General features: G+C 74.2%; 17 protein-coding genes. 9 read left to right on the top strand and 8 right to left on the bottom strand.

The genetic code is table 11. From position 1 onward, the window contains the following. Positions 1-156 precede the first annotated feature (156 nt). A complete protein-coding gene (locus M3185_RS08610; protein WP_251333252.1) occupies positions 157-1,515 on the bottom strand; it encodes a uracil-xanthine permease family protein in 1,359 nt (452 codons plus the stop codon). A 179-nt stretch (positions 1,516-1,694) separates the two neighbouring features. Here M3185_RS08610 and M3185_RS08605 point away from each other — a divergent pair, with 179 nt between their 5' ends. Genes M3185_RS08605 through M3185_RS08595 form a run of 3 tightly spaced genes read left to right on the top strand, consistent with a single transcriptional unit; the run spans position 1,695 to position 3,705 of the window. Next, entirely contained in the window at positions 1,695-2,756 is a 1,062-nt protein-coding gene (locus tag M3185_RS08605) for an iron-containing redox enzyme family protein (RefSeq protein WP_251333251.1), read from the top strand. Further along, positions 2,753-2,983 carry a CDGSH iron-sulfur domain-containing protein gene (locus M3185_RS08600; protein WP_251333250.1) on the top strand — a complete coding sequence of 77 codons (231 nt, stop codon included), beginning with the start codon at positions 2,753-2,755 and terminating at the stop codon, positions 2,981-2,983. The genes M3185_RS08605 and M3185_RS08600 overlap by 4 nt, the downstream gene beginning before the upstream one ends. Positions 2,984-3,030: 47 nt before the next feature. After that, on the top strand, positions 3,031-3,705 hold the full coding sequence (locus M3185_RS08595; RefSeq protein WP_251333249.1) for a metal-dependent transcriptional regulator: 675 nt from the start codon (positions 3,031-3,033) through the stop codon (positions 3,703-3,705). A gap of 6 nt (positions 3,706-3,711) precedes the next feature. On the opposite strand, the gene pgm is transcribed toward M3185_RS08595, so the two are convergent. Beyond that, entirely contained in the window at positions 3,712-5,346 is a 1,635-nt protein-coding gene (gene pgm / locus M3185_RS08590) for a phosphoglucomutase (alpha-D-glucose-1,6-bisphosphate-dependent) (protein ID WP_251333248.1), read from the bottom strand. 275 nt (positions 5,347-5,621) lie between these two features. Here pgm and M3185_RS08585 point away from each other — a divergent pair, with 275 nt between their 5' ends. Then, positions 5,622-5,825, top strand: a complete 204-nt coding sequence (locus M3185_RS08585; RefSeq protein WP_251333247.1) for a hypothetical protein — start codon at positions 5,622-5,624, stop codon at positions 5,823-5,825. Here M3185_RS08585 and M3185_RS08580 read toward each other — a convergent pair. Further along, entirely contained in the window at positions 5,822-7,324 is a 1,503-nt protein-coding gene (locus tag M3185_RS08580) for an amidase (protein ID WP_251333246.1), read from the bottom strand. The two genes, M3185_RS08585 and M3185_RS08580, sit on opposite strands and share 4 nt — an antisense overlap. A 104-nt stretch (positions 7,325-7,428) precedes the next feature. Here M3185_RS08580 and M3185_RS08575 point away from each other — a divergent pair, with 104 nt between their 5' ends. Further along, positions 7,429-7,833: a hypothetical protein gene (locus M3185_RS08575; RefSeq protein ID WP_251333245.1), complete on the top strand. Its 405-nt coding sequence runs from the start codon at positions 7,429-7,431 to the stop codon at positions 7,831-7,833. Positions 7,834-7,909: 76 nt separating this feature from the next. Here M3185_RS08575 and gabT read toward each other — a convergent pair whose 3' ends face one another. The 4 genes from gabT to M3185_RS08555 form a co-directional block, all read right to left on the bottom strand. Then, positions 7,910-9,265 carry a 4-aminobutyrate--2-oxoglutarate transaminase gene (gabT, locus tag M3185_RS08570; RefSeq protein WP_251333244.1) on the bottom strand — a complete coding sequence of 452 codons (1,356 nt, stop codon included), beginning with the start codon at positions 9,263-9,265 and terminating at the stop codon, positions 7,910-7,912. 86 nt (positions 9,266-9,351) lie between these two features. Further along, positions 9,352-10,896 carry an NAD-dependent succinate-semialdehyde dehydrogenase gene (locus M3185_RS08565; protein WP_251333243.1) on the bottom strand — a complete coding sequence of 515 codons (1,545 nt, stop codon included), beginning with the start codon at positions 10,894-10,896 and terminating at the stop codon, positions 9,352-9,354. A gap of 206 nt (positions 10,897-11,102) precedes the next feature. Then, positions 11,103-12,395: a Glu/Leu/Phe/Val family dehydrogenase gene (locus M3185_RS08560; RefSeq protein ID WP_251333242.1), complete on the bottom strand. Its 1,293-nt coding sequence runs from the start codon at positions 12,393-12,395 to the stop codon at positions 11,103-11,105. Positions 12,396-12,586: 191 nt separating this feature from the next. Next, positions 12,587-14,128 (bottom strand): PucR family transcriptional regulator, encoded by a 1,542-nt coding sequence (locus M3185_RS08555; protein ID WP_251333241.1) that lies wholly within the window; start codon positions 14,126-14,128, stop codon positions 12,587-12,589. Positions 14,129-14,286: 158 nt separating this feature from the next. On the opposite strand from M3185_RS08555, the gene M3185_RS08550 reads away from it, so the two are divergent. Both M3185_RS08550 and pheA read left to right on the top strand, forming a co-directional pair. Continuing rightward, positions 14,287-14,622 carry a rhodanese-like domain-containing protein gene (locus M3185_RS08550; protein ID WP_251333240.1) on the top strand — a complete coding sequence of 112 codons (336 nt, stop codon included), beginning with the start codon at positions 14,287-14,289 and terminating at the stop codon, positions 14,620-14,622. Beyond that, on the top strand, positions 14,619-15,602 hold the full coding sequence (pheA, locus tag M3185_RS08545) for a prephenate dehydratase (RefSeq protein ID WP_251333239.1): 984 nt from the start codon (positions 14,619-14,621) through the stop codon (positions 15,600-15,602). Before M3185_RS08550 ends, pheA begins: the two co-directional genes overlap by 4 nt. Positions 15,603-15,621: 19 nt before the next feature. Here pheA and M3185_RS17370 read toward each other — a convergent pair whose 3' ends face one another. Beyond that, positions 15,622-16,563 (bottom strand): diacylglycerol/lipid kinase family protein, encoded by a 942-nt coding sequence (locus M3185_RS17370; RefSeq protein ID WP_251333238.1) that lies wholly within the window; start codon positions 16,561-16,563, stop codon positions 15,622-15,624. Positions 16,564-16,684: 121 nt separating this feature from the next. Between M3185_RS17370 and serS the strand changes: the two genes are divergently transcribed. Next, complete coding sequence (serS, locus tag M3185_RS08535) at positions 16,685-17,989, top strand: serine--tRNA ligase (protein ID WP_251333237.1); 1,305 nt, start codon at positions 16,685-16,687, stop codon at positions 17,987-17,989. An 84-nt stretch (positions 17,990-18,073) separates the two neighbouring features. After that, positions 18,074-19,081: an HAD family hydrolase gene (locus M3185_RS08530; protein WP_251333236.1), complete on the top strand. Its 1,008-nt coding sequence runs from the start codon at positions 18,074-18,076 to the stop codon at positions 19,079-19,081. Positions 19,082-19,092 lie beyond the last annotated feature (11 nt).

Genomic DNA, 19,092 nt, shown 5'->3' with positions numbered 1-19,092 from the left:
AGCGAAAGAGCGGGCCGGCTGCTCGGCCTCCCGCACCCCACGCTAGGACCGGGGCACCGGGGCACCAAGGCGGGCCCGTCCAGGCCCTCCACATGTCGCCGACCGACGGGTAACCCCCCTCGTGGGGTCGGCGGAGGTCCACCGGACGGGGGACCGTCAGCCGAGGGGGGAGGGCAGGCGCGTGGTGTCGGGCTCGAGGGGGTCGCTGCCCACGGTCCCGCGGTGCCGGGCGAGCGAGGCCATCACGTGGTAGACCACGAGCGTGGCGGCCGTGCCGAGGGCGATGCCCGCGAACTGCAGACCGGACGCCTCCCAGGTGTAGTCCGCGATGCCGACGATCATCGCCACGGCAGCAGTGGTGAGGTTGACGGGGTTGGAGAAGTCCACCCGGTTCTGCACCCAGATCCGCACGCCGAGCATGCCGATCATCCCGTACAGCACCGTGGCCGCCCCGCCGAGCACGCCCGCGGGCACCGTGGCCACGGCCGCGCCGAACACGGGGAACACGCTGAGCAGGACGGCGACGACGGCCGCGACCCAGTAGGCCGCCGTCGAGTAGACCCGGGTGGCGGCCATCACGCCGATGTTCTCGGCGTAGGTGGTGGTGCCGGAGCCGCCCCCCGAACCGGCGATCACCGTGGCCAGCCCGTCGGCCATGATGGCCCGTCCCGCATAGGGGTCGAGGTCGTCGCCGGTCATGAGGGCCACGGACTTCACGTGCCCGATGTTCTCGGCCACCAGGACGAGGATCACGGGCACGAACAGGCCCATGAGGGACAGGTGGAACTCCGGGGCCTGGAACTGCGGCAGCCCGAAGAGGCCCTGGTTGCGCCACGCCTCATCGATCCGGGAGAAGTCGACCTCGCCGCGCAGCACCGCGGTGACGTAGCCGATGACCACGCCCAGCAGGATGGACAGCCGCCCCAGCAGCCCCCGGAACAGCACCGAGACGAGGATGATGGAGACCAGCGTGACGATCGCCGTGACGGGGGCGGCCATGAAGTTGGCCTTGGCCGAGGGCGCCAGGTTGAAGCCGATGAGGGCCACGATCGTGCCCGTGACCAGCGGCGGCATGAGCTTCTGCAGCCACGCCGTGCCCGCGAACTGCACCACCAGGCCGATGAGGAACAGCGCCGCGCCGGCCATCACGACCCCGCCGAGCGCGCCCCCCGGGCCGTACTGGTTCGTGGACGCCGAGATGGGGGCGATGAAGGCGAACGAGGACCCGAGGTAGGAGGGCACCCGCCCGGCGGTGATGAGCAGGAACAGGACCGTGCCGATGCCGGAGAAGAACAGCGTCGTGGAGGGCGGGAAGCCGGTGAGCAGCGGCACGAGGAACGTCGCGCCGAACATGGCCACCACGTGCTGGGCGCCGATCGAGACGGTGCGCGGCCAGGACAGCCGCTGCCGGGCGGTGACCACCTGGCCGGGGGCGACGGTGCGGCCGTCGCCGTGCAGGGTCCAGCCCAGTCCGAGGCGGGCGGTGTCGGTGCGTCCGGGCACGGGGGAACTCATGAGGGTCTCCTCGACGGCGGGGTGGGGCGGCCGCGGATCCGGGCCTCCCCAACTGTACTCGGTCGCTGCCCGCCGCCCTCGGCGCGCCCGGTCCTGTCGGCCTCCGGCCATATGATCAGCACGGTGACGGTAAGTAGGATGGGCTCGCCACCGCGTGCCCGGATCGGACAGGAGTCGACATGCGCCAACCACAGCCCCGCGGCCCGTTCAGCGAGGAGCTGCTCGCGGTCCTGCGCGAGGCCCCGGGCTCCGTGGAGGCGGAGCGCCGGTCCGCGGCCCTCCCGGAGGCGGCCCGCGCCGCCGTGTCCCGGGCGGACGCGGTGAGCGCGGACGAGGACGTCCAGCTCGGGCTGTTCGTCCTGCACGCCCTGCACTACCTCGGGGTCGACGGGGTCGACGACCGGTGGGAGGCCCACCCGGAGATCGCCCGGGCGCGCCAGGTCCTGGCCGGCGCCCTCGAGGCGCAGCTGCGCGCGGAGGTGCCCGGGGACGCCGTCCCGCGGACCCCGCAGGCGGTCGCGGACGCGCTGTTCGCCATGGCCGCCGACGACGACGGGCCCAGCCTCGCCCGGTTCCTCTCCGGCCGGGCCGACACCGGGCAGGCCCGGGAGTTCCTGCAGCTGAAGTCCGTCTACCAGCTCATGGAGGCCGACCCCCACACCTGGGCGATCCCGCGGCTGCGCGGGCGGGCGAAGGCCGCGCTCGTGGAGATCCAGGCCGACGAGTACGGGGGCGGCAACCCCCAGCGGGTGCACGCCACCCTGTTCGCGGCGGGGATGCGCGAGGCCGGCCTCGACGACGCCTACGGGGCCGCCGTGGACCGGGTGCCCGCCGAGTGGCTCGCCGGGGTGAACGCGGTCTCGCTCTTCGGGCTGCACCGGCGGCTGCGCGGGGCGATCGTCGGGCACCTGGCGATGTACGAGATCCAGTCCTCGGAGCCCTCCAAGTTCCTGGCCCGCGGCTTCCGCCGGCTTGGGCTGCCCGCGGTCGCCGCGTACTACGACGAGCACGTGGTGGCCGACGCCGCCCACGAGCAGATCGCGGCCCGCGACATGGCCGGCGGGCTCGTGGTGGACGACCCGGACGTGGCGGCGGACGTCTTCTTCGGGGCGCGCTGCGTCCTGCACCTCGACGCGCTCGCCGCGGGCCAGGCGCTCGCGTGCTGGGAGGCGGGGCGCTCGGCGCTGCGCCCCGCCGCGGGGGACCCGGCCCGGGCGGGTGCGGAGGAGCTGGTCTCGTGAGCGCCGAGCCGGCGGCGGAGGAGCCCGCCGAGGCGCCGGAGCCCGTGACGATCACCGTCTGCCCCGACGGGCCCCTGCTGGTGCGCGGCGCCTACGAGCTGCTGGACGGCGACGACCGCCCGCTCGACCCGGGGCGCGCCACCGTGGCGCTGTGCCGGTGCGGGGCCTCGGCCATCAAGCCCTTCTGCGACGGCTCGCACAAGCGCGCGAAGTTCCGGGCCCGCTGAGCCCGCGCCCCGGCCCCTCCCGGTCCGGGGGTGGGTAGCCTGGACGGATGCGCGCGGAGGAGCTCAGCCGGTCCGTCCAGGACTACCTGAAGACGATCTGGCTGGCCCAGGAGTGGTCGCCGGAGGCCGTCACGACCACCACCCTGGCCCAGCGGATGGGGCTGTCCCCGTCCACCGTCTCGGAGGCCGTCAAGAAGCTCACGGCCCAGGGGCTGGTGCGCCGCCCGGGCGCGGGCGAGATCGCCCTCACCGACCGCGGCCGCGAGGCGGCGGTCCAGATGGTGCGCCGGCACCGGATCCTGGAGACCTTCCTCACCGGCCGGCTCGGCTACGCCTGGGACGAGGTGCACGAGGAGGCCGAGGTGCTCGAGCACGCCGTGAGCGAGAAGTTCGTCGCCCGCCTCGACGCCCTGCTCGGGCACCCCGACCGGGACCCCCACGGCGATCCCATCCCGCGGCGGGACGGCTCGGTGGCGTCCGCCGCGGCCGTGCCCCTGGCGGACGTGCCCGCCGGGATCACGGTGACGGTGGCGCGGGTCTCCGACGCCGACCCCGCGCTGCTGCGCTGGCTGGGCGGCGCCGGGATCCGCCCCGGCGCGGAGCTCGTGCTCGGGGAGCACGGGGCCCCGGCCGGGGCGGTGGCGGTGACGATCGGCGGCGTCGTCGTCGAGGTCGGGGTGCTCGCCGCCGAGGCGGTCTGGGTGCTGCCGGCGACCGCCTGAGGCGCGTCAGGCGATGACGGCGTCCACCAGGGCCTTGGCCTCCTGCTGCACCTGCACCAGGTGCTCCTCGCCCAGGAAGGACTCTGCGTAGATCTTGTAGACGTCCTCGGTGCCGGAGGGGCGGGCCGCGAACCACGCGTTCTTCGTGGTGACCTTCAGCCCGCCGATGGCCGCGCCGTTGCCGGGGGCGTTGGTGAGCTTGGCGGTGATCTGCTCGCCCGCCAGGACGTCGGTCTCCACCTGGGCGGGGGAGAGCTTCTTCAGGGCGGCCTTCTGCTCGCGGGTCGCGGGCGCGTCGATGCGCTGGTAGACGGGCGCGCCGAACTCCTGGGTCAGCTCCGCGTAGCGCTGCGACGGGGTCCTGCCGGTGCGGGCGGTGATCTCCGAGGCGAGCAGGGCGAGGATGATCCCGTCCTTGTCGGTGGACCACACGGACCCGTCCATCCGCAGGAAGGACGCCCCGGCGGACTCCTCGCCGCCGAAGCCGATCGAGCCGTCCAGCAGCCCGGGCACGAACCACTTGAAGCCCACGGGCACCTCCACGAGCTGGCGGCCCAGGGACGCCGCGACCCGGTCGATGATCGAGGACGAGACCAGCGTCTTGCCGATGCCCGCGTCGGGGGACCACCCGGTGCGGTGGCGGAAGAGGTAGTCGATGGCCACCGCCAGGTAGTGGTTGGGGTTCATCAGCCCGGCGTCCGGGGTGACGATGCCGTGCCGGTCGGTGTCGGCGTCGTTGCCGGTGGCGATGTCGTACTTGTCGCGGTTGCCGATGAGCGAGGCCATCGCCGAGGGGGAGGAGCAGTCCATGCGGATCTTCTCGTCCCAGTCCAGGGTCATGAACGCCCACTGCGGGTCCACCGCGGGGTTGACCACGGTCATGTTCAGCCCGAAGCGCTGGGCGATCTCGCCCCAGTAGGCCACGGACGCCGAGCCCATGGGGTCCGCGCCGATGTGCAGGCCGGAGGCCCGGACCACGTCGAGGTCGATGATCTCCGGCAGCGTCCGCACGTACTCCTCGAGGTAGTCGTAGCCGCCGGTGGTCTCCGCGGAGCGGGCCTGCTCGAGCGGGACCCGCCGGACGCCGGACAGGCCGTTCTCCAGGTACTCGTTGGCGCGCCCGGCGATCCACTCGGTGGCGTCGGTGTCCGCGGGTCCGCCGTTGGGCGGGTTGTACTTGAACCCGCCGTCGGCGGGCGGGTTGTGGGAGGGGGTGATGACGATGCCGTCGGCCATGGCCTGGGCGCGGCCGGAGTTGTGGGTGAGGATCGCGTGGGACAGGGCCGGGGTGGGCACGAACCCGTCGCGGGAGTCCAGCAGGACGGTCACGCCGTTGGCGGCCAGCACTTCCAGCGCGGTGTCCTGGGCCGGTCCGGACAGGGCGTGGGTGTCCTTGCCCATGAACAGCGGCCCGGTGATCCCCTGGCCGGCGCGGTACTCCACGATGGCCTGGGTGATCGCGGCGATGTGCTGCTCGTTGAACGAGCCCTTCAGGGACGAGCCCCGGTGCCCGGACGTCCCGAACGCCACGCGCTGGCCCGGGTCCGAGGGGTCGGGCACGACGTCCGTGTAGGCGTCGAGGAGAGCGCCGAGGTCGACGAGGTCACTGGGTTGGGCGACGGTGCCCGCACGGTTGGTCATGGCCCACAGTCTTCCAGCCTCCGGCCCGTTTCGGGTAGCACGCGGCCGGACGAGCACCGCGTCCTCCGCCGATCGGGGCCGGCGCAGCCGGCCCCGCGCCCGCCGCCCCGGGAGCGACCGCCCGTGGCCGCACGCCCGGGGTCCTCCTGCGCGCCGGGGTCCTCCTTCGTCCGGGGGTGGAGGATCGGCGGCCGGTGGGCCAGGATGAGACCACCGGGCAGTCAGCACCGGGCAGTCACCGACAGAGCAGTCACCGACACCGCCAGGAGGACGGCATGAGCGAGGCCACCGAGGAGAACGGCGGGGGCAAGGGCCCGGAGGGCACCATCCCCGACAACGACCAGGGCATCGGCCTGACGGCCGACGACAACCCGTCCGGCTTCGAGCCCGAGGAGGACCCCGGGGCCGTCGAGGACACGGACAGCCCCGAGCCGGGCGACGACCCCGAGGGGGGAGACGTGGCCCTGGGCCACTCCTAGCGCCAGGGGCGGTGGACCGGCAGTCCCTGGTCCTCCAACTGGGCGACGACGGCGAGCAGCTGCGCCTCCGCGCTGGGCCGGCCGATGAGCTGCACGCCCATCGGGACGGTCGGCGCGGCGGCGCCGCCCGCCCGCGTCCACAGGGTCGGGAACGTCACCGCGGGCAGGCCGGTCACGTTCACGAGGGACGTCCAGGGCGTGTACTGGCACTGGCGGCGGTAGTCCTGGTCGGCGCCCGCCGGGTCCGCCAGGTCGTGGCCCTCCCAGTACCAGCCCAGCGGGCGCGGGGTCATGGCGAGCGCCGGTGTCAGGACCATGTCCCAGGCGGCATACTGGCGCACCACGTCCTGCTCGATCCGCCGCAGGGCGGCCACCGCCCGCGCGAGCTCCACGGCGGAGCGGTCCAGGGCGCGCTCGCGGAACGCCGTGGCCAGCCCCGTCAGGCGCAGGGCACCGCCCTCCGGCAGGGGCACCGTGCCCATGGACGTGGTCCACACGTCGAAGAACGCCTGCGGGTACTCGGGCGCGTAGGCGACCTCGGCGTCGCCGACCTCGTGGCCGGCCGCGCGCAGCCGCGCGACCCCCGCCTCGAGGGCCGCCCGGGCCTCCGGCGCGACGGCGATGTCGTACGCCGACTCGAACGGTGACGCCGTGGAGACCCCGATCCGCAGGGCCCGCCCGCCCCACGGCAGCTCGCCCCGCCGGACGGCGCGCACCCCGTCGAGGAAGGAGCGCTGCGGGGCGGCGCCCACGGCCCGGTGCACCACGTTGCCGTGGGCCGGTCCCGCGGCCGGGGCGCACAGCACGTCCAGCAGCAGCGCGGCGTCCTCGGCCGTGCGCGCGATCGGGCCGTTGACCACGAGCTGCGCCGCGTCGGACTGGGCGTCCGCGGTGGGCACCCGGCCCCGGTTGGGCTTGAGCCCCACGAGCCCGCAGACGGCGGCCGGGATCCGGATCGAGCCGCCGCCGTCCGAGCCGGGGGCCAGGGGGAGCATGCCCGCCGCGACGGCCGCCGCCTGCCCCCCGGAGGAGCCGCCCGCGCCCGTCGAGGGGTCGTGCGGGTTGCGGGCGGGCGGGGCGACGAGGTTCTCGGAGTAGCAGTTGAGACCGAACTCCGGCACCTGCGTCTTGCCGAGCAGGACGGCGCCGGAGGCGTCGAGCACCCGCACGAGGTCGTCGTCCTCCGCCGCGGCCGGGGCGCCGGCCCCGGTGACGGCGGCCGAGCCGTAGGTCGTGGGCAGCCCGGCGACGTCGTGCAGGTCCTTGACCGCGAGCGGCACGCCGTGGAGCGGACCGCGGGGCGCCCCGGCCGGCAGAGCGTCCAGGGCGCGGGCGTGGTCCAGGGCGGGGCCGGCGGCCACGTGGACGAACGCGCCCAGTGCGGGGTTGCGCTCCTCGATGCGGGCGAGGAAGAACGCGGCGGTCTCGACCGCGCCCAGTCCGCCCCGCGCGAGCTCGTCCCGCAGTTCCACGGCGGTGAGGTCTCCGATCCCGGTCACGGCGGCTCCTGTCCTCGCGGCGGCACCCCGTCGTCCGCCGGGTGCTGGACCCAGGCTAGTAGGGTGAGGCCCACCCGTCCCCGTGCGCCCCAGGAGGCCCCGCCGTGCCGACCACCCGTCCCGCCGCCCGGCGACCGCTGGCGGCCGCCGCCCTGCTCCTGGCGCTCAGCGGCTGCTCCCTGGGCGGGGGCGCCCCGGCGCCCCCGCCGTCGTCGTCCTCGGACGCCTCGTCCGGGTCGGGCTCCGCGTCCCCGGGGACCTCCGAGGCCGCGGAGCGGCGGGCGTGCGCCCGGGTGGTCGAGACCGCCCGCACGGCGCCGCAGCGGCTGGGGGAGGACCCGCTGGGGCTGCTGGAGGAGCTCACCGCCCTCGCCGACACCGCCCCCGCCGAGCTGGCCGGGCAGATCCGCGAGGTCCGGGACGCCGTCGACGGCTTCCGCCAGGGCGAGCGCCGCCTCACCGAGGTTGTCGGGGAGCTGCGGGAACTGCAGCAGCGCTGCTCGGCCTGACCCGCAGTGCGCGCAGGGGCCCGTCCGGCCCGGGCGCGTGCCGGTCGGACGGGCCCCTGCGGAGCGGGCGGAGAGCCTACCGGGCCGCGTTGCGGATGGCCCGGGCGAAGACCTGCAGGCCGTCGCGCAGCAGGTCCTCGCCGATCACGAGCGGCGGGAGCAGGCGCACGATGTTGGCGAACGTGCCGCAGGTCAGGATGACGACGCCCTGCTCCAGGCACTCCGCGGCGATGGCCTTGGCCGCGTCCGCGTTCGGCTCCTTGCCGCCCGGCTGCACGAACTCCAGCGCCATCATGCCGCCGCGGCCGCGGATCTCGCCGATGATGCCGGTCTCCTCCACCAGCGGGGACAGCTCCTCGCGGATGATCTCCTCGATCCGGCGGGCGCGGGCGATCAGGTCCCACTCCTCGATGGTCTCCAGCGCCCCCAGGGCCGCCGCGCAGGCCACGGGGTTGCCGCCGTAGGTGCCGCCGAGGCCGCCCGCGTGGACGGAGTCCATGATCTCGGCGCGGCCGACCACGCCGGACAACGGCATGCCGCCGGCGACACCCTTGGCCACGGTGATCAGGTCGGGCACGACGCCCTCGTGGTCGACGGCGAACCACTCGCCGGTGCGCGCGACGCCCGACTGGACCTCGTCGACGACGAACACGGCGCCGTTGGCGGTGCACCACTCGGACAGCGCCGGCAGGAAGCCCTCGGCCGGGACGATGAAGCCGCCCTCGCCCTGGATGGGCTCGATCACGACGGCGGCCACGTTGTCCGCGCCGACCTGCTTCTCCACCTGCAGCAGCGCGCGGCGGGCGGCCTCCTGGCCCGTCATGCCCTCGGGGTCGCGGAACGGGTAGGACATGGGCACGCGGTAGACCTCGCCGGCGAAGGGGCCGAAGCCCTGCTTGTACGGCAGGACCTTGGCGGTCATGGCGAGGGTCATGTTGGTGCGGCCGTGGTAGGCGTGGTCGAACACGACGATCGCCTGGCGCCCGGTGTGCAGGCGGGAGATCTTGACGGCGTTCTCGACGGCCTCGGAGCCGGAGTTGAACAGCGCGGCCTTCTTGGGGTGGTCGCCGGGGGTGAGCTCGGCGAGCTTCTCGGCGACCGTCACGTAGCCCTCGTAGGGGGTGACCATGAAGCAGGTGTGGGTGAAGTGCTCCACGGCCTCCTTGACCCTCGCGACGACGGCCGGGGCGGAGCCCCCCACGGTGGTCACGGCGATGCCGGAGCCGAGGTCGATCAGCTGGTTGCCGTCGACGTCGCGGATGATCCCGCCGTCGACGTCGGCGGCGTAGGCGGGCACGGAGGAGGCGACGCCGGAGGCGACGGCCGCGGAGCGGCGCTCGGACAGCTCGCGCGACCGGGGCCCGGGCAGGGTGCCCTCGACGCGGCGGACCTGCTCGATCCGGTACTGGACCTCGGACGTGGTCTGGGTCATGACGGTCAGTCCTTTCGGGAACGGGTGCGGCCGCCGCGTCCTGCGGCGACCGCACCGATGTGGAGTGTGTTCGTGCCGGGCCGGTCTCAGGCGGGGGTGCCGGGTGCGGCCGGGGGGAGGGTGCCCCAGGGGTTCTCGACGCCGATGTACTGGGTGGTGGTGTACTCGGCCAGGCCCTCGGCCCCGCCCTCCCTGCCCAGCCCGGACTGCTTGACCCCGCCGAACGGGGCGGCGGCGTTGGAGATCACCCCGACGTTGAGGCCCATCAGCCCGAACTCGATGCGGTCCCCGATCCGCAGGCCCCTCGAGATGTTCTCGGTGAACACGTAGGAGGCCAGCCCGTACTCGGTGGCGTTCGCCAGCGCCACCGCCTCGTCCTCGTCACGGAAGGTGACCACGGGGGCGACGGGGCCGAAGATCTCCTCGCGCACCACCCGCGCGTCGTGGGGCACGTCGGTGAGCAGGGTCGGGGCGAAGAAGTAGCCCGGGCCCTCGATCCGCGCACCCCCCACCACGACCTTCGCCCCGCGCTCGACGGCGTCGGCCACGAAGGCCTCCACGGAGTCGCGGGCCTTGGCCTCCACCAGCGGCCCCACCTGCACGCCCTCGTCCACGCCGTTGCCGACGGTGAGGGCTCCCATCTGCTCGGCGAGCTTGGCCACGAACTGCTCGGCGACGTCCTCGTGGACGAGCAGGCGGTTGGCCGCGGTGCAGGCCTCGCCCATGTTGCGCATCTTCGCCGCCATCGCCCCGGCCACGGCCTTGTCGATGTCGGCGTCCTCGAAGACGATCAGCGGCCCGTTGCCGCCCAGCTCCATGGAGGTGCGCAGCACCTGGTCGGTGGCGGCCTTCATCAGCTGCTTGCCCACCGGGGTGGAGCCGGTGAAGGAGACCTTCCGCAGCCGCGGGTCGGCCATGATCGGCTCGGACACGTCCGCGGCCGAGGCGGAGGAGACGACGTTGAGCACCCCGGCCGGGATCCCGGCCTCGATCATGAGGGCGGCGAAGTACTGGGAGGTCAGCGGGGTCAGCCGGGCGGGCTTGAGCACCATGGTGCACCCGGCGGCCACGGCCGGGGCGACCTTGCGGGTGGCCATCGCCAGCGGGAAGTTCCACGGGGTGATCAGCAGGCACGGGCCCACCGGCTTGCGGGTGACCAGCATCCGCAGGTTCCCCTCGGGGGACTCCACGTAGCGGCCGTAGTCGCGCACGGCCTCTTCGGAGAACCAGCGCAGGAACTCCCCCCCGTACTTCACCTCCCCCAGGGCCTCCGCGAAGGGCTTGCCCATCTCCAGGGTCATCAGCAGCGCCAGGTCCTGCGCCCGCTCCTGAACCAGGTCGAAGGCCGCACGCAGGATCTCCGACCGGGACCGCGCCGAGGTGCGGGCCCACCCCTCCTGGGCGGTCGCGGCGGCGTCCATGGCCGCGGCGGCGTCGGCCCGGGTGGCGGAGGCCAGGGTGGCGATGACCTCACCGGTGGCCGGGTTCTCCACCTCGAAGGTGCCCCCGTCGGAGGCGTCGCGCCAGGCCCCGTTGATCAGCAGCCCCTTCGGGGTCTTGCCCAGGACCTCCTCGATCCTGGCCCGGTCGATGCCGCTCGTGGTGCCGGGAGCCTTGTCCGTGATGCTCATCTGTACAGCCTCTCTTGCTCGACGCTTCGACACCGGGCGCCGGTGCCTCGGGTGCGTCACAGGGATGGTCGGACGGGCGGGCGACAGCACTGGGCCCGCCCGTCCATCTTAAGGCGCCGGAGGAGGTCCTCCGTCCGGCGGATGCCAGGTCGTGGCATCAGGGTAGGGTGCGGGTGTTGCCGGGGTGTTGCCGTCCGCGCCGGTGCTCAGGGATAGAGCCCCCGGGTGAGGTGGGCGTCGGCCACCCGCTCGACCGCGGTGACGGTGGCGGCCTCGCGCAGCGTGAGACCGCGGGCGCCGGCCGTGGCCAGCACGCCGTCCCACGCCTGGAGCATGCGGCGCTCCAGCCGGTCGTCCACCTCCTGCCGCGACCACCAGTACGCCTGGTTGGACTGCACCCACTCGAAGTAGGAGACGATCACCCCGCCGGCGTTGGCGAGGATGTCGGGCACCACCAGCACCCCGGCCTCGTCCAGGATCCGGTCGGCCTCACCGGTGGTGGGGCCGTTGGCGCCCTCCACGACGATCCTCGCCCGCACCCGGGCGGCGTTGCCGCCGTGCAGGACGCCCTCGACGGCGGCGGGCACCAGCAGGTCCACGTCGAGCTCCAGCAGCGCCGGCGGGTCCAGGACCTCGCCGCCACCGAAGCCGACGACGCTGCCGGTGTCCGCCACGTGGGCCTGCAGGGCGGGCACGTCGAGTCCGCCCGCGGCGTGGACGGCGCCGTACTGGTCGCTCACGGCCACGACGGTCACCCCGGCCTCGGCCAGGAACTGTGCTGCCCCGGCGCCGACCTTGCCGAAGCCCTGCACCGCCGCGGTCGCGCCGGCCACCGGGACCCCGCGGTGGGCCAGGGCGGCCAGGGCGACGTGCACGACGCCGGCCGAGGTGGCCGAGGCCCGGCCCAGGGACCCGCCCAGGGACACGGGCTTGCCGGTGACCACTCCGGGCACGGTGTAGCCGGAGGAGACCGAGTAGGTGTCCATCATCCAGGCCATGGTGGCCTCGTCGGTGCCGATGTCCGGGGCGGGGATGTCGCGCTCCGGCCCGATGATCGGCAGGATCTCGGAGGTGTAGCGGCGGGTCACCCGCTCCAGCTCGGCCTGGGAGTAGTTCCGGGGGTCGATGCGGACCCCGCCCTTGGCCCCGCCGTAGGGGACGTCGAGCAGGGCGCACTTCCAGGTCATCCACATCGCCAGGGCGCGCACCTCGTCCAGGTCCACGTTGGGCGCGAAGCGCAGGCCCCCCTTGGCCGGGCCGCGGGAGAAGTTGTGCTGGACGCGGTGGCCGGTGAGGATCTCCACCGACCCGTCGTCGCGGCGCAGCGGCACGGAGACGGTCATCTCCCGGCGCGGGCGGGCGAGCATCTCGTGCAGGCCCGGCTCGTAGCCCAGGGTGGCCACGGCCGCGGCCAACTGTGCCTGGGCGTCCCCGAGCGGTCCGCCGGGGCTCAGGCTCCCGTCCACGACCTCCGGGAAGGGAAGAACGTTCGGCGTCATCGGCTGTCCTTTGCTGGGCGTGCGGGAAGGGAACGGCGTCGACGGCGCGGCGGTGCACCGCGGGGACGGGCGGGCCCCGCAGCGGGGGCCGCCGACCTGTGCCGACACGCTGAGACTAGCGTCACAGCCGTTCAGCATGTGTGACAAAAAGTGCCTGTTAATTGTGCATGGTGGACAGTGGCGGAGGGCGCTCAGGTCCCGGCCAGCTGGAGCGCGATCCACAGCTCGGCTCGCACCTGGGGGTCCTCCAGCGACCGGCCCAGGGCCTGCTCGATCGACTGCAGCCGCTGCAGCAGGGTGTTGCGGTGGATCCCGAGCTCCGCGGCGGTCTGCCGCCGGTTGCCGTTGTGGGTGAGGAACGTGCGCAGGACGGGCAGCAGCCGCTCGCCGCCGTCCTCGCGCTCCCGGACGGGCCGGAGCAGCTCCTGGGCGTAGATCCGGCCCGTCCCGGGCGGGAGGAGCCCCGCGATGCCGCCCGCCACGGCGTCCTCCCACGCGCCGATGCGGTGCCGGGCCGAGGTGCGCTCGAGTGCCTCGAGGGCCTCGCGGGCGCTGGTGCGCGCGTCGTGGACGTCCGCCGCGCCGCCGATGCCGGCGCGCAGGCCCGACAGCTCGACGACGCCGCGCAGCTCGGCCAGCTGGTCGGGCAGGTCCTCCAGGAGCACGGCGGCGCTCTCCTCGCCCGAGGCCTCCGCCGTCGGCGTGCCGACCAGCACCGGGCGGGAGGTCCTGTCGACGTACGACTCGATCCGGCGGATCCCCTCCTGGAGCTGGTCGGTGCCGCCGCGCAGCCGCACGACCCGCACGCGGCGCGCCGTGGCCGACCAGCTCCCGGTCCCGGCGACGGCCAGCAGCGCGTCCGCGGAGCGCACGTCCCCGCTCAGCAGCAGGGAGAGGGCGCCCGCCCGGATCCTGCGCCGGAACAGGGCCTGCTCCACGGCTCTCTCCGCGTGCAGGGAGAGCAGGGCCACCGCGGTGGTGATGACCGCGACCTCGAGCCGTTCGAAGGCGCGGGGCAGGACGACGACCAGGTAGCTCTGCGGGGTGCCCTGGACCCCGAGGGGGTGGATGGCGATGCTCCCGCGCGGCCCGGACTCGCTCAGCGAGCCGCGCAGCCGGGCGGAGCGCAGGCGGCCGACGAGCTCGCCCAGCGTCCGGTCCGAGGGCAGGACGGCAACGGGGGGACCGGACTGGCGCACGACCTCGGCGTCCGCGGTGCACACGGCCACCCAGCAGCCCTCCAGCTGGGAGGCCAGGGAGCGCAGGACCAGTGCCGGGCCGTCGGCGCCCACGGCGGCCCTCGTGAGCGCCCGCTGCATGGACAGCATCGCCTCCAGGTCCGTCCGCTCCTGGGCGGCCCGCATGTCGGCCACCGCCCGGATGATCCCGAGGAACGGCGTGCGCTCGGGCACGCGGAACAGCGTCAGCCCCGCCTCGCGGCAGGCCTGCGCGAGGGGATCGGGCACGCCGGTGTACGACAGGTGCTCCCCTACCCCCATCCCGAGGGCCACCACGCCCCTGCCGGCCAGCCGCCGCGCGTAGTCGGGCCAGGAGCGCCGCCGGACGGCGCTGTCGATGCCCGTGAACAGGACGATCTCCCCGCCCTCGAGGTAGGGCGTGGGATCCGCCAGCTCGCTCGTGGCGACCCAGCTCACCGCGGCGCCGGTGTCCCCCTCGACCACCGCCTCCAGGCCCAGGCCGGGCAGCCCGAGCACGTGCGCGACCGTGATCATGGGGCCTCCTCCCGTCGCGCTCGCGGACCGGGGACAGCTTAGTCCCCGGGCGGGTCCCCGCCGGGGCGCCGGCGGCTCCGCCCGGGTGGGGATCCTGCGCCCGCCCGGGAACTAGGCTGGTGCCCGGACAACCCGTTCCCCACGAGAGGACCCCGACCATGGACAACGTCGACAACCTCCCCAGCGCCTCGGTCGAGGAGATCCCCGAGGGCGCGCGCGTCCTGGACGTGCGCGAGGACTTCGAGTGGGAGGCCGGGCACATCGCCGGCGCCCAGCACATCCCGCTCGGCCTGCTCCCCGAGCGCTACGGCGAGGTCGCCGTGGACGAGGACGTGTACGTGATCTGCCGCTCCGGCGGGCGCTCCCTCAAGGCCACGGCCTACCTGCAGCAGTACGGCTTCGACCCGATCAACGTGCTGGGCGGGATGGGCGCGTGGGCCGACGCCGGCAAGCCGATGGTCTCCGAGACCGGCGAGACGCCGACCGTCCGGTGAGGTACGCCTACCTGGGCCCCGCCGGCACCTTCACCGAGGCCGCGCTGCTGGGCGTGGAGGGCGCGCGCGAGGCCGAGCGCGTCCCCGTGTCCTCCGTGCCCGTCGCGCTGGCCGCCGTCCGGTCGGGGGAGGTGGACGCCGCCATGGTGCCCATCGAGAACTCCGTCGAGGGCGGGGTGACGGTCACCCTCGACGCCGTGGCGACGGGCACGGAGCTGCGCATCGTGCGGGAGGCCCTCGTGCCCGTCCGGTTCGTCCTCGTGGCGCCGCCGGGGACGGCCCTGTCCGACGTGCGGACCGTCTCCACCCACTCCCACGCCTGGGCGCAGGTGCGGGGCTGGATGGAGGCGCACCTGCCCGGCGCCGGCTACGTCCCCGCGTCCTCCACGGCCGCCGCCGCGCTGGCGCTGCTGCCGGGACGGGCCGGGGAGGCGCCGGGCTTCGACGCCGCCGTCTGCTCGCCCGTGGTCGTCCAGCAGCACCCCGAGCTGGAGGTGCTCGCGCAGGACATCGGCGACAACCGCGGCGCCGTGACCCGGTTCGTCCTCGTCGCGCCGCCGGACGCGCCCCTGCCCCCGCGCACGGGGGCCGACCGCACGACGCTCGTCATCCCCCTGTGGGAGGACCGGGCCGGTGCACTGATGGAGATCCTCGAGCAGTTCGCCACGCGCGGGGTCAACCTCTCGCGGATCGAGTCCCGGCCCACGGGCAACTACCTCGGCGAGTACTTCTTCAGCGTGGACGTCGACGGGCACATCCACGACGCCCGGGTGGCCGACGCCTTGGTGGGCCTGCGCCGGGTCTGCCCGAGCACCCGGTTCCTCGGCTCCTACCCGCGCGCGGACCGGAAGCCGGCGGCCGTCGCCGACCACCACTCGGACGGGGCCTTCCGCGACGCCCAGGCGTGGGTGGCGGGGCTGCAGGGCCTCGGCCCCCGGGGCGCGCGGCCCGTGGGGGAGGCCCCGCCGGGCACGGCGTGACGGACGGGCGCGGCCGGCCTCAGTCGGCCTGCGACGGCGGGACCCGCACGGAGAGCACGCCCGGGCGGATCTCCGACTCGAACGCGCGGATCACCCCGGTGCCGTCCCCGTCGACCTGGGACTCGATGGGCTCGTGGAACTCCACGCGCACCTTCCGGCCGGTGAAGAACTCGATCACCGGCAGGTCCCGGCGCTGCCGGAAGACGACCTTCGCGGCCATCAGCGCCCACTCCAGCGTGCTGCGCGGGGACATCACCACGACGTCGAGGACGCCGTCGTTGATCTTCGCCTGGGGGACCAGGATCATGCCCGCGGTGAGGATGCCGCAGTTGGCGGCCATGATGGAGCGGACCCGGCGGCTCTGCCACTCGCCGTCGTCGATCCGGAACCGCGCCCAGCGGGGAGGGGCGAACAGGTGCCGCACGCCCGCCTCCCCGTAGGCGGCCCAGCCGACGAGCTTCTTCAGCTCGTCCTTGGTGTCGGTCATGATCTGGGCGTCGAAGCCCGCCCCGCCCATGACGCAGAAGCCGTGGTCCTGCACCTGCCCGTCCTCGAGCTCCACGCGGAAGCTGGCCATGTCGATCGCCCGCTCGTCGCCGAACAGGGCGATGTCCACGTTGCGGTGCGGGTCGCCGAGATCTGCGCCCAGGTTGCGGGCCAGGAGGTTGCCCGTCCCCAACGGCAGCAGCCCCAGCGGGACGTCGTGGCCCATGAGCACCTCCGCCACGGACCGGACGGTGCCGTCCCCGCCGGCGGCCAGGACGAGGTCGAAGCCCTGCTCGAGGGCCCGCTCCGTCATGGAGAAGCCCGGGTCGTCCTCCGCGGTCTCGAAGAACACGGGGTCCGGGAACCCGCCCTTGCGGCACGCGATGACGATGGCGTCCCGCGCGACGTCGGCGTCGGCCTTGATGGGGTTGATCACGACGGCGACCCGCTGGGGAGCGGGAGGGTGTGCGGTCACGGAGGAGCTCCTCGGGGTCGGGGACGGGTCCGGGCGCGGCGCACGTGCCGCGGCGCCGCGGGCATCCGCAGTGCTCACAGCCTAACCCGGTCCCCGCGCCCGTCTTGGGTACGCTGTTCGGGTGATCGACATCAACCAGCTCCGCGAGAACCCCGACGTCTTCCGCGCCTCCCAGCGCGCCCGGGGGGCCGACGTCTCCCTGATCGACCGGATCCTGGAGGCGGACGTCGAGCGCCGCACCCTGATCACCGAGCACGAGGCTCTGCGCGCCGAGCAGAACGCGTTCGGCAAGAAGGTCGCCCGCGCCCAGGGCGACGAGAAGACGGCCCTGCTCGCCGAGGTCAAGGACCTCGCCGCGCGCGTCAAGGGGGCCCAGGCGGCCGCCGAGGCCGCCCGGGCGCGGCAGGACGAGCTCGTCGCCGTCGTCGAGAACCTCGTCCTGGACGGGGTGCCCGCCGGGGGCGAGGACGACTACACGGTGCTGCGCACGGTGGGCGAGCCCCGCGACTTCGCCGGGGAGGGCTTCGAGCCCCGCGACCACCTCGAGATCGGGGAGCTCGTGGACGGCATCGACATGGAGCGCGGGGCCAAGGTCTCCGGCGCCCGGTTCTACTTCCTCAAGCGGGACGTCGCCCGCCTCGAGACCGCGCTGCTGCTCATGGGCCAGGACCTGGCCCTGGACAACGGCTTTGTCCCCGTGACCACCCCCAGCCTGGTGCGCCCCGAGATCATGAGCGGGACCGGCTTCGACGTCGCCCACTCGGACGAGATCTACCACGTCGGCAAGGACGACCTGTACCTGGTGGGCACCTCGGAGGTGCCCCTGGCCGGCTACCACGCCGACGAGATCCTCGACCTCTCCGCGGGCCCGCTGCGCTACGCCGGGTGGTCCTCGTGCTACCGGCGCGAGGCCGGCTCCGGGGGCAAGGACACCCGCGGCATCATCCGCGTGCACCAGTTCAACAAGCTCGAGATGTTCGTCTACTGCGCGCAGGAGGAGGCCGAGGCCGAGCACGCCCGGATGCTCGCCTGGGAGGAGGAGATGCTCGCCCGGTGCGAGCTGGCCTACCGCGTCATCGACACCGCGGCCGGCGACCTCGGCACCTCGGCCGCCCGCAAGTTCGACTGCGAGGCCTGGGTGCCCACGCAGGGCCGCTACCGCGAGCTGAGCTCGACCTCCAACTGCACCACGTACCAGGCCCGCCGGCTCAACGTCCGCGAGCGCACGGCCGACACCACCGGCCCCGACGGGAAGGTGCGCAAGGGCGGGACCCGGGCCGTGGCCACGCTCAACGGGACCCTCGCGACCACCCGGTGGCTGGTGGCCATCCTCGAGACGCACCAGCGGCCGGACGGTTCCGTGCGCGTGCCCGAGGCGCTGCGGCCGTACCTGCGGGGCCAGGAGACCATCCCGGTGCTGCGCTGAGCCGTCCCCACTTGTGGTGCACTGTTCGACGCGAATTCATCTCTTACCGAAATCATGGTCATCCTGTCGGACTGATGTGGCACCATGACCCGCATGACAAAAGAGAAGATCGCTGGCACCGAGGACCAGCACGAACTCGTCGGCATCAACTCCACCGTCCCGCTGAAGGTCGAGCACTCGGAGGACCTCACGGACACGGCCGGTGGCACCACCGCTCCCGCCCGCCAGCGCTCCGCCGCTGACGTCCGGATCCCGCTGAAGGTCCACCCGCCGCGCTCGAACGGGTGGAAGAAGGAAGCGGGCGTCCAGTACCTCGTGGCCCTCGACGTCGACGGCACCCTCGTGGACCACGACGGTCACATGTCCCCGGCGGTGCGCGAGGCCGCGCAGGCCGTGCTCGCCGCGGGCCACCACGTGGTCATCTCGACCGGGCGCTCCAAGGGCGCCACCCTGCCCGTGATCGAGCTCATCGGCCAGGAGCGCGGCTACGCCATCTGCTCCAACGGCGGGATGACCCTGGAGCTCGACCCCGGCCTGCCCGACTACCACCGCGTGCTGGAGTGCGTGTCCTTCGACCCGAGCCAGGCCCTGGTGGCGCTGGAGGAGCGGCTGCCCACCGCGAAGTTCGCCCTCGAGACCGCGGACGGCTCGTTCTACTCCACCGAGCGCTTCCAGGACCCCTCCTTCGGGATCGAGGCCGTCGGCGTGGACCTCCACCAGCTGGCCGGCATGGACGCCGTGCGCATGGTCGTCTACAGCACGGAGCACACCCCGGAGGAGTTCGCCGAGGCCATCGACGAGGCCGGCCTGCACGGCGTGACCTACTCCGTGGGCTGGAGCGCCTGGCTGGACATCGCGGCCAGCGGCGTCACCAAGGCCAGCGCCCTGGAGCAGGTCCGCCGCCGGCTCGGCGTGGACCCCTCCCACACCGTCGCGGTCGGCGACGGGCGCAACGACATCGAGATGCTCGACTGGGCCGCCCGGGGCGTGGCCATGGGCCAGTCCCCGGACGAGGTCGCGGCCGCCTGCCACGAGGTCACGCACAGCGTGTACGAGGACGGCGTCGCCGCGGTTCTGCGCTCCCTGCTCTGAGCGGCGCCCGG

It is taken from the genome of Kocuria rosea, assembly GCF_023715525.1.
GTDB classification, from domain to species: domain Bacteria; phylum Actinomycetota; class Actinomycetes; order Actinomycetales; family Micrococcaceae; genus Kocuria; species Kocuria rosea_A.
The sequence above is the reverse complement of the archived record's forward strand: the minus strand, read 5'-3'. Positions and strand labels throughout refer to the sequence as shown.

Coding starts and splice junctions, on each gene's coding strand:
- M3185_RS08595 (WP_251333249.1), top strand. CDS start 3,031: ATGCGCGCGGAGGAGCTCAGCCGGTCCGTCCAGGACTACCTGAAGACG.
- M3185_RS08585 (WP_251333247.1), top strand. CDS start 5,622: ATGAGCGAGGCCACCGAGGAGAACGGCGGGGGCAAGGGCCCGGAGGGC.
- M3185_RS08565 (WP_251333243.1), bottom strand. CDS start 10,896: ATGAGCATCACGGACAAGGCTCCCGGCACCACGAGCGGCATCGACCGG.
- pgm (WP_251333248.1), bottom strand. CDS start 5,346: ATGACCAACCGTGCGGGCACCGTCGCCCAACCCAGTGACCTCGTCGAC.
- M3185_RS08605 (WP_251333251.1), top strand. CDS start 1,695: ATGCGCCAACCACAGCCCCGCGGCCCGTTCAGCGAGGAGCTGCTCGCG.
- M3185_RS08530 (WP_251333236.1), top strand. CDS start 18,074: ATGACCCGCATGACAAAAGAGAAGATCGCTGGCACCGAGGACCAGCAC.
- M3185_RS08550 (WP_251333240.1), top strand. CDS start 14,287: ATGGACAACGTCGACAACCTCCCCAGCGCCTCGGTCGAGGAGATCCCC.
- M3185_RS08555 (WP_251333241.1), bottom strand. CDS start 14,128: ATGATCACGGTCGCGCACGTGCTCGGGCTGCCCGGCCTGGGCCTGGAG.
- gabT (WP_251333244.1), bottom strand. CDS start 9,265: ATGACCCAGACCACGTCCGAGGTCCAGTACCGGATCGAGCAGGTCCGC.
- M3185_RS08610 (WP_251333252.1), bottom strand. CDS start 1,515: ATGAGTTCCCCCGTGCCCGGACGCACCGACACCGCCCGCCTCGGACTG.
- M3185_RS08560 (WP_251333242.1), bottom strand. CDS start 12,395: ATGACGCCGAACGTTCTTCCCTTCCCGGAGGTCGTGGACGGGAGCCTG.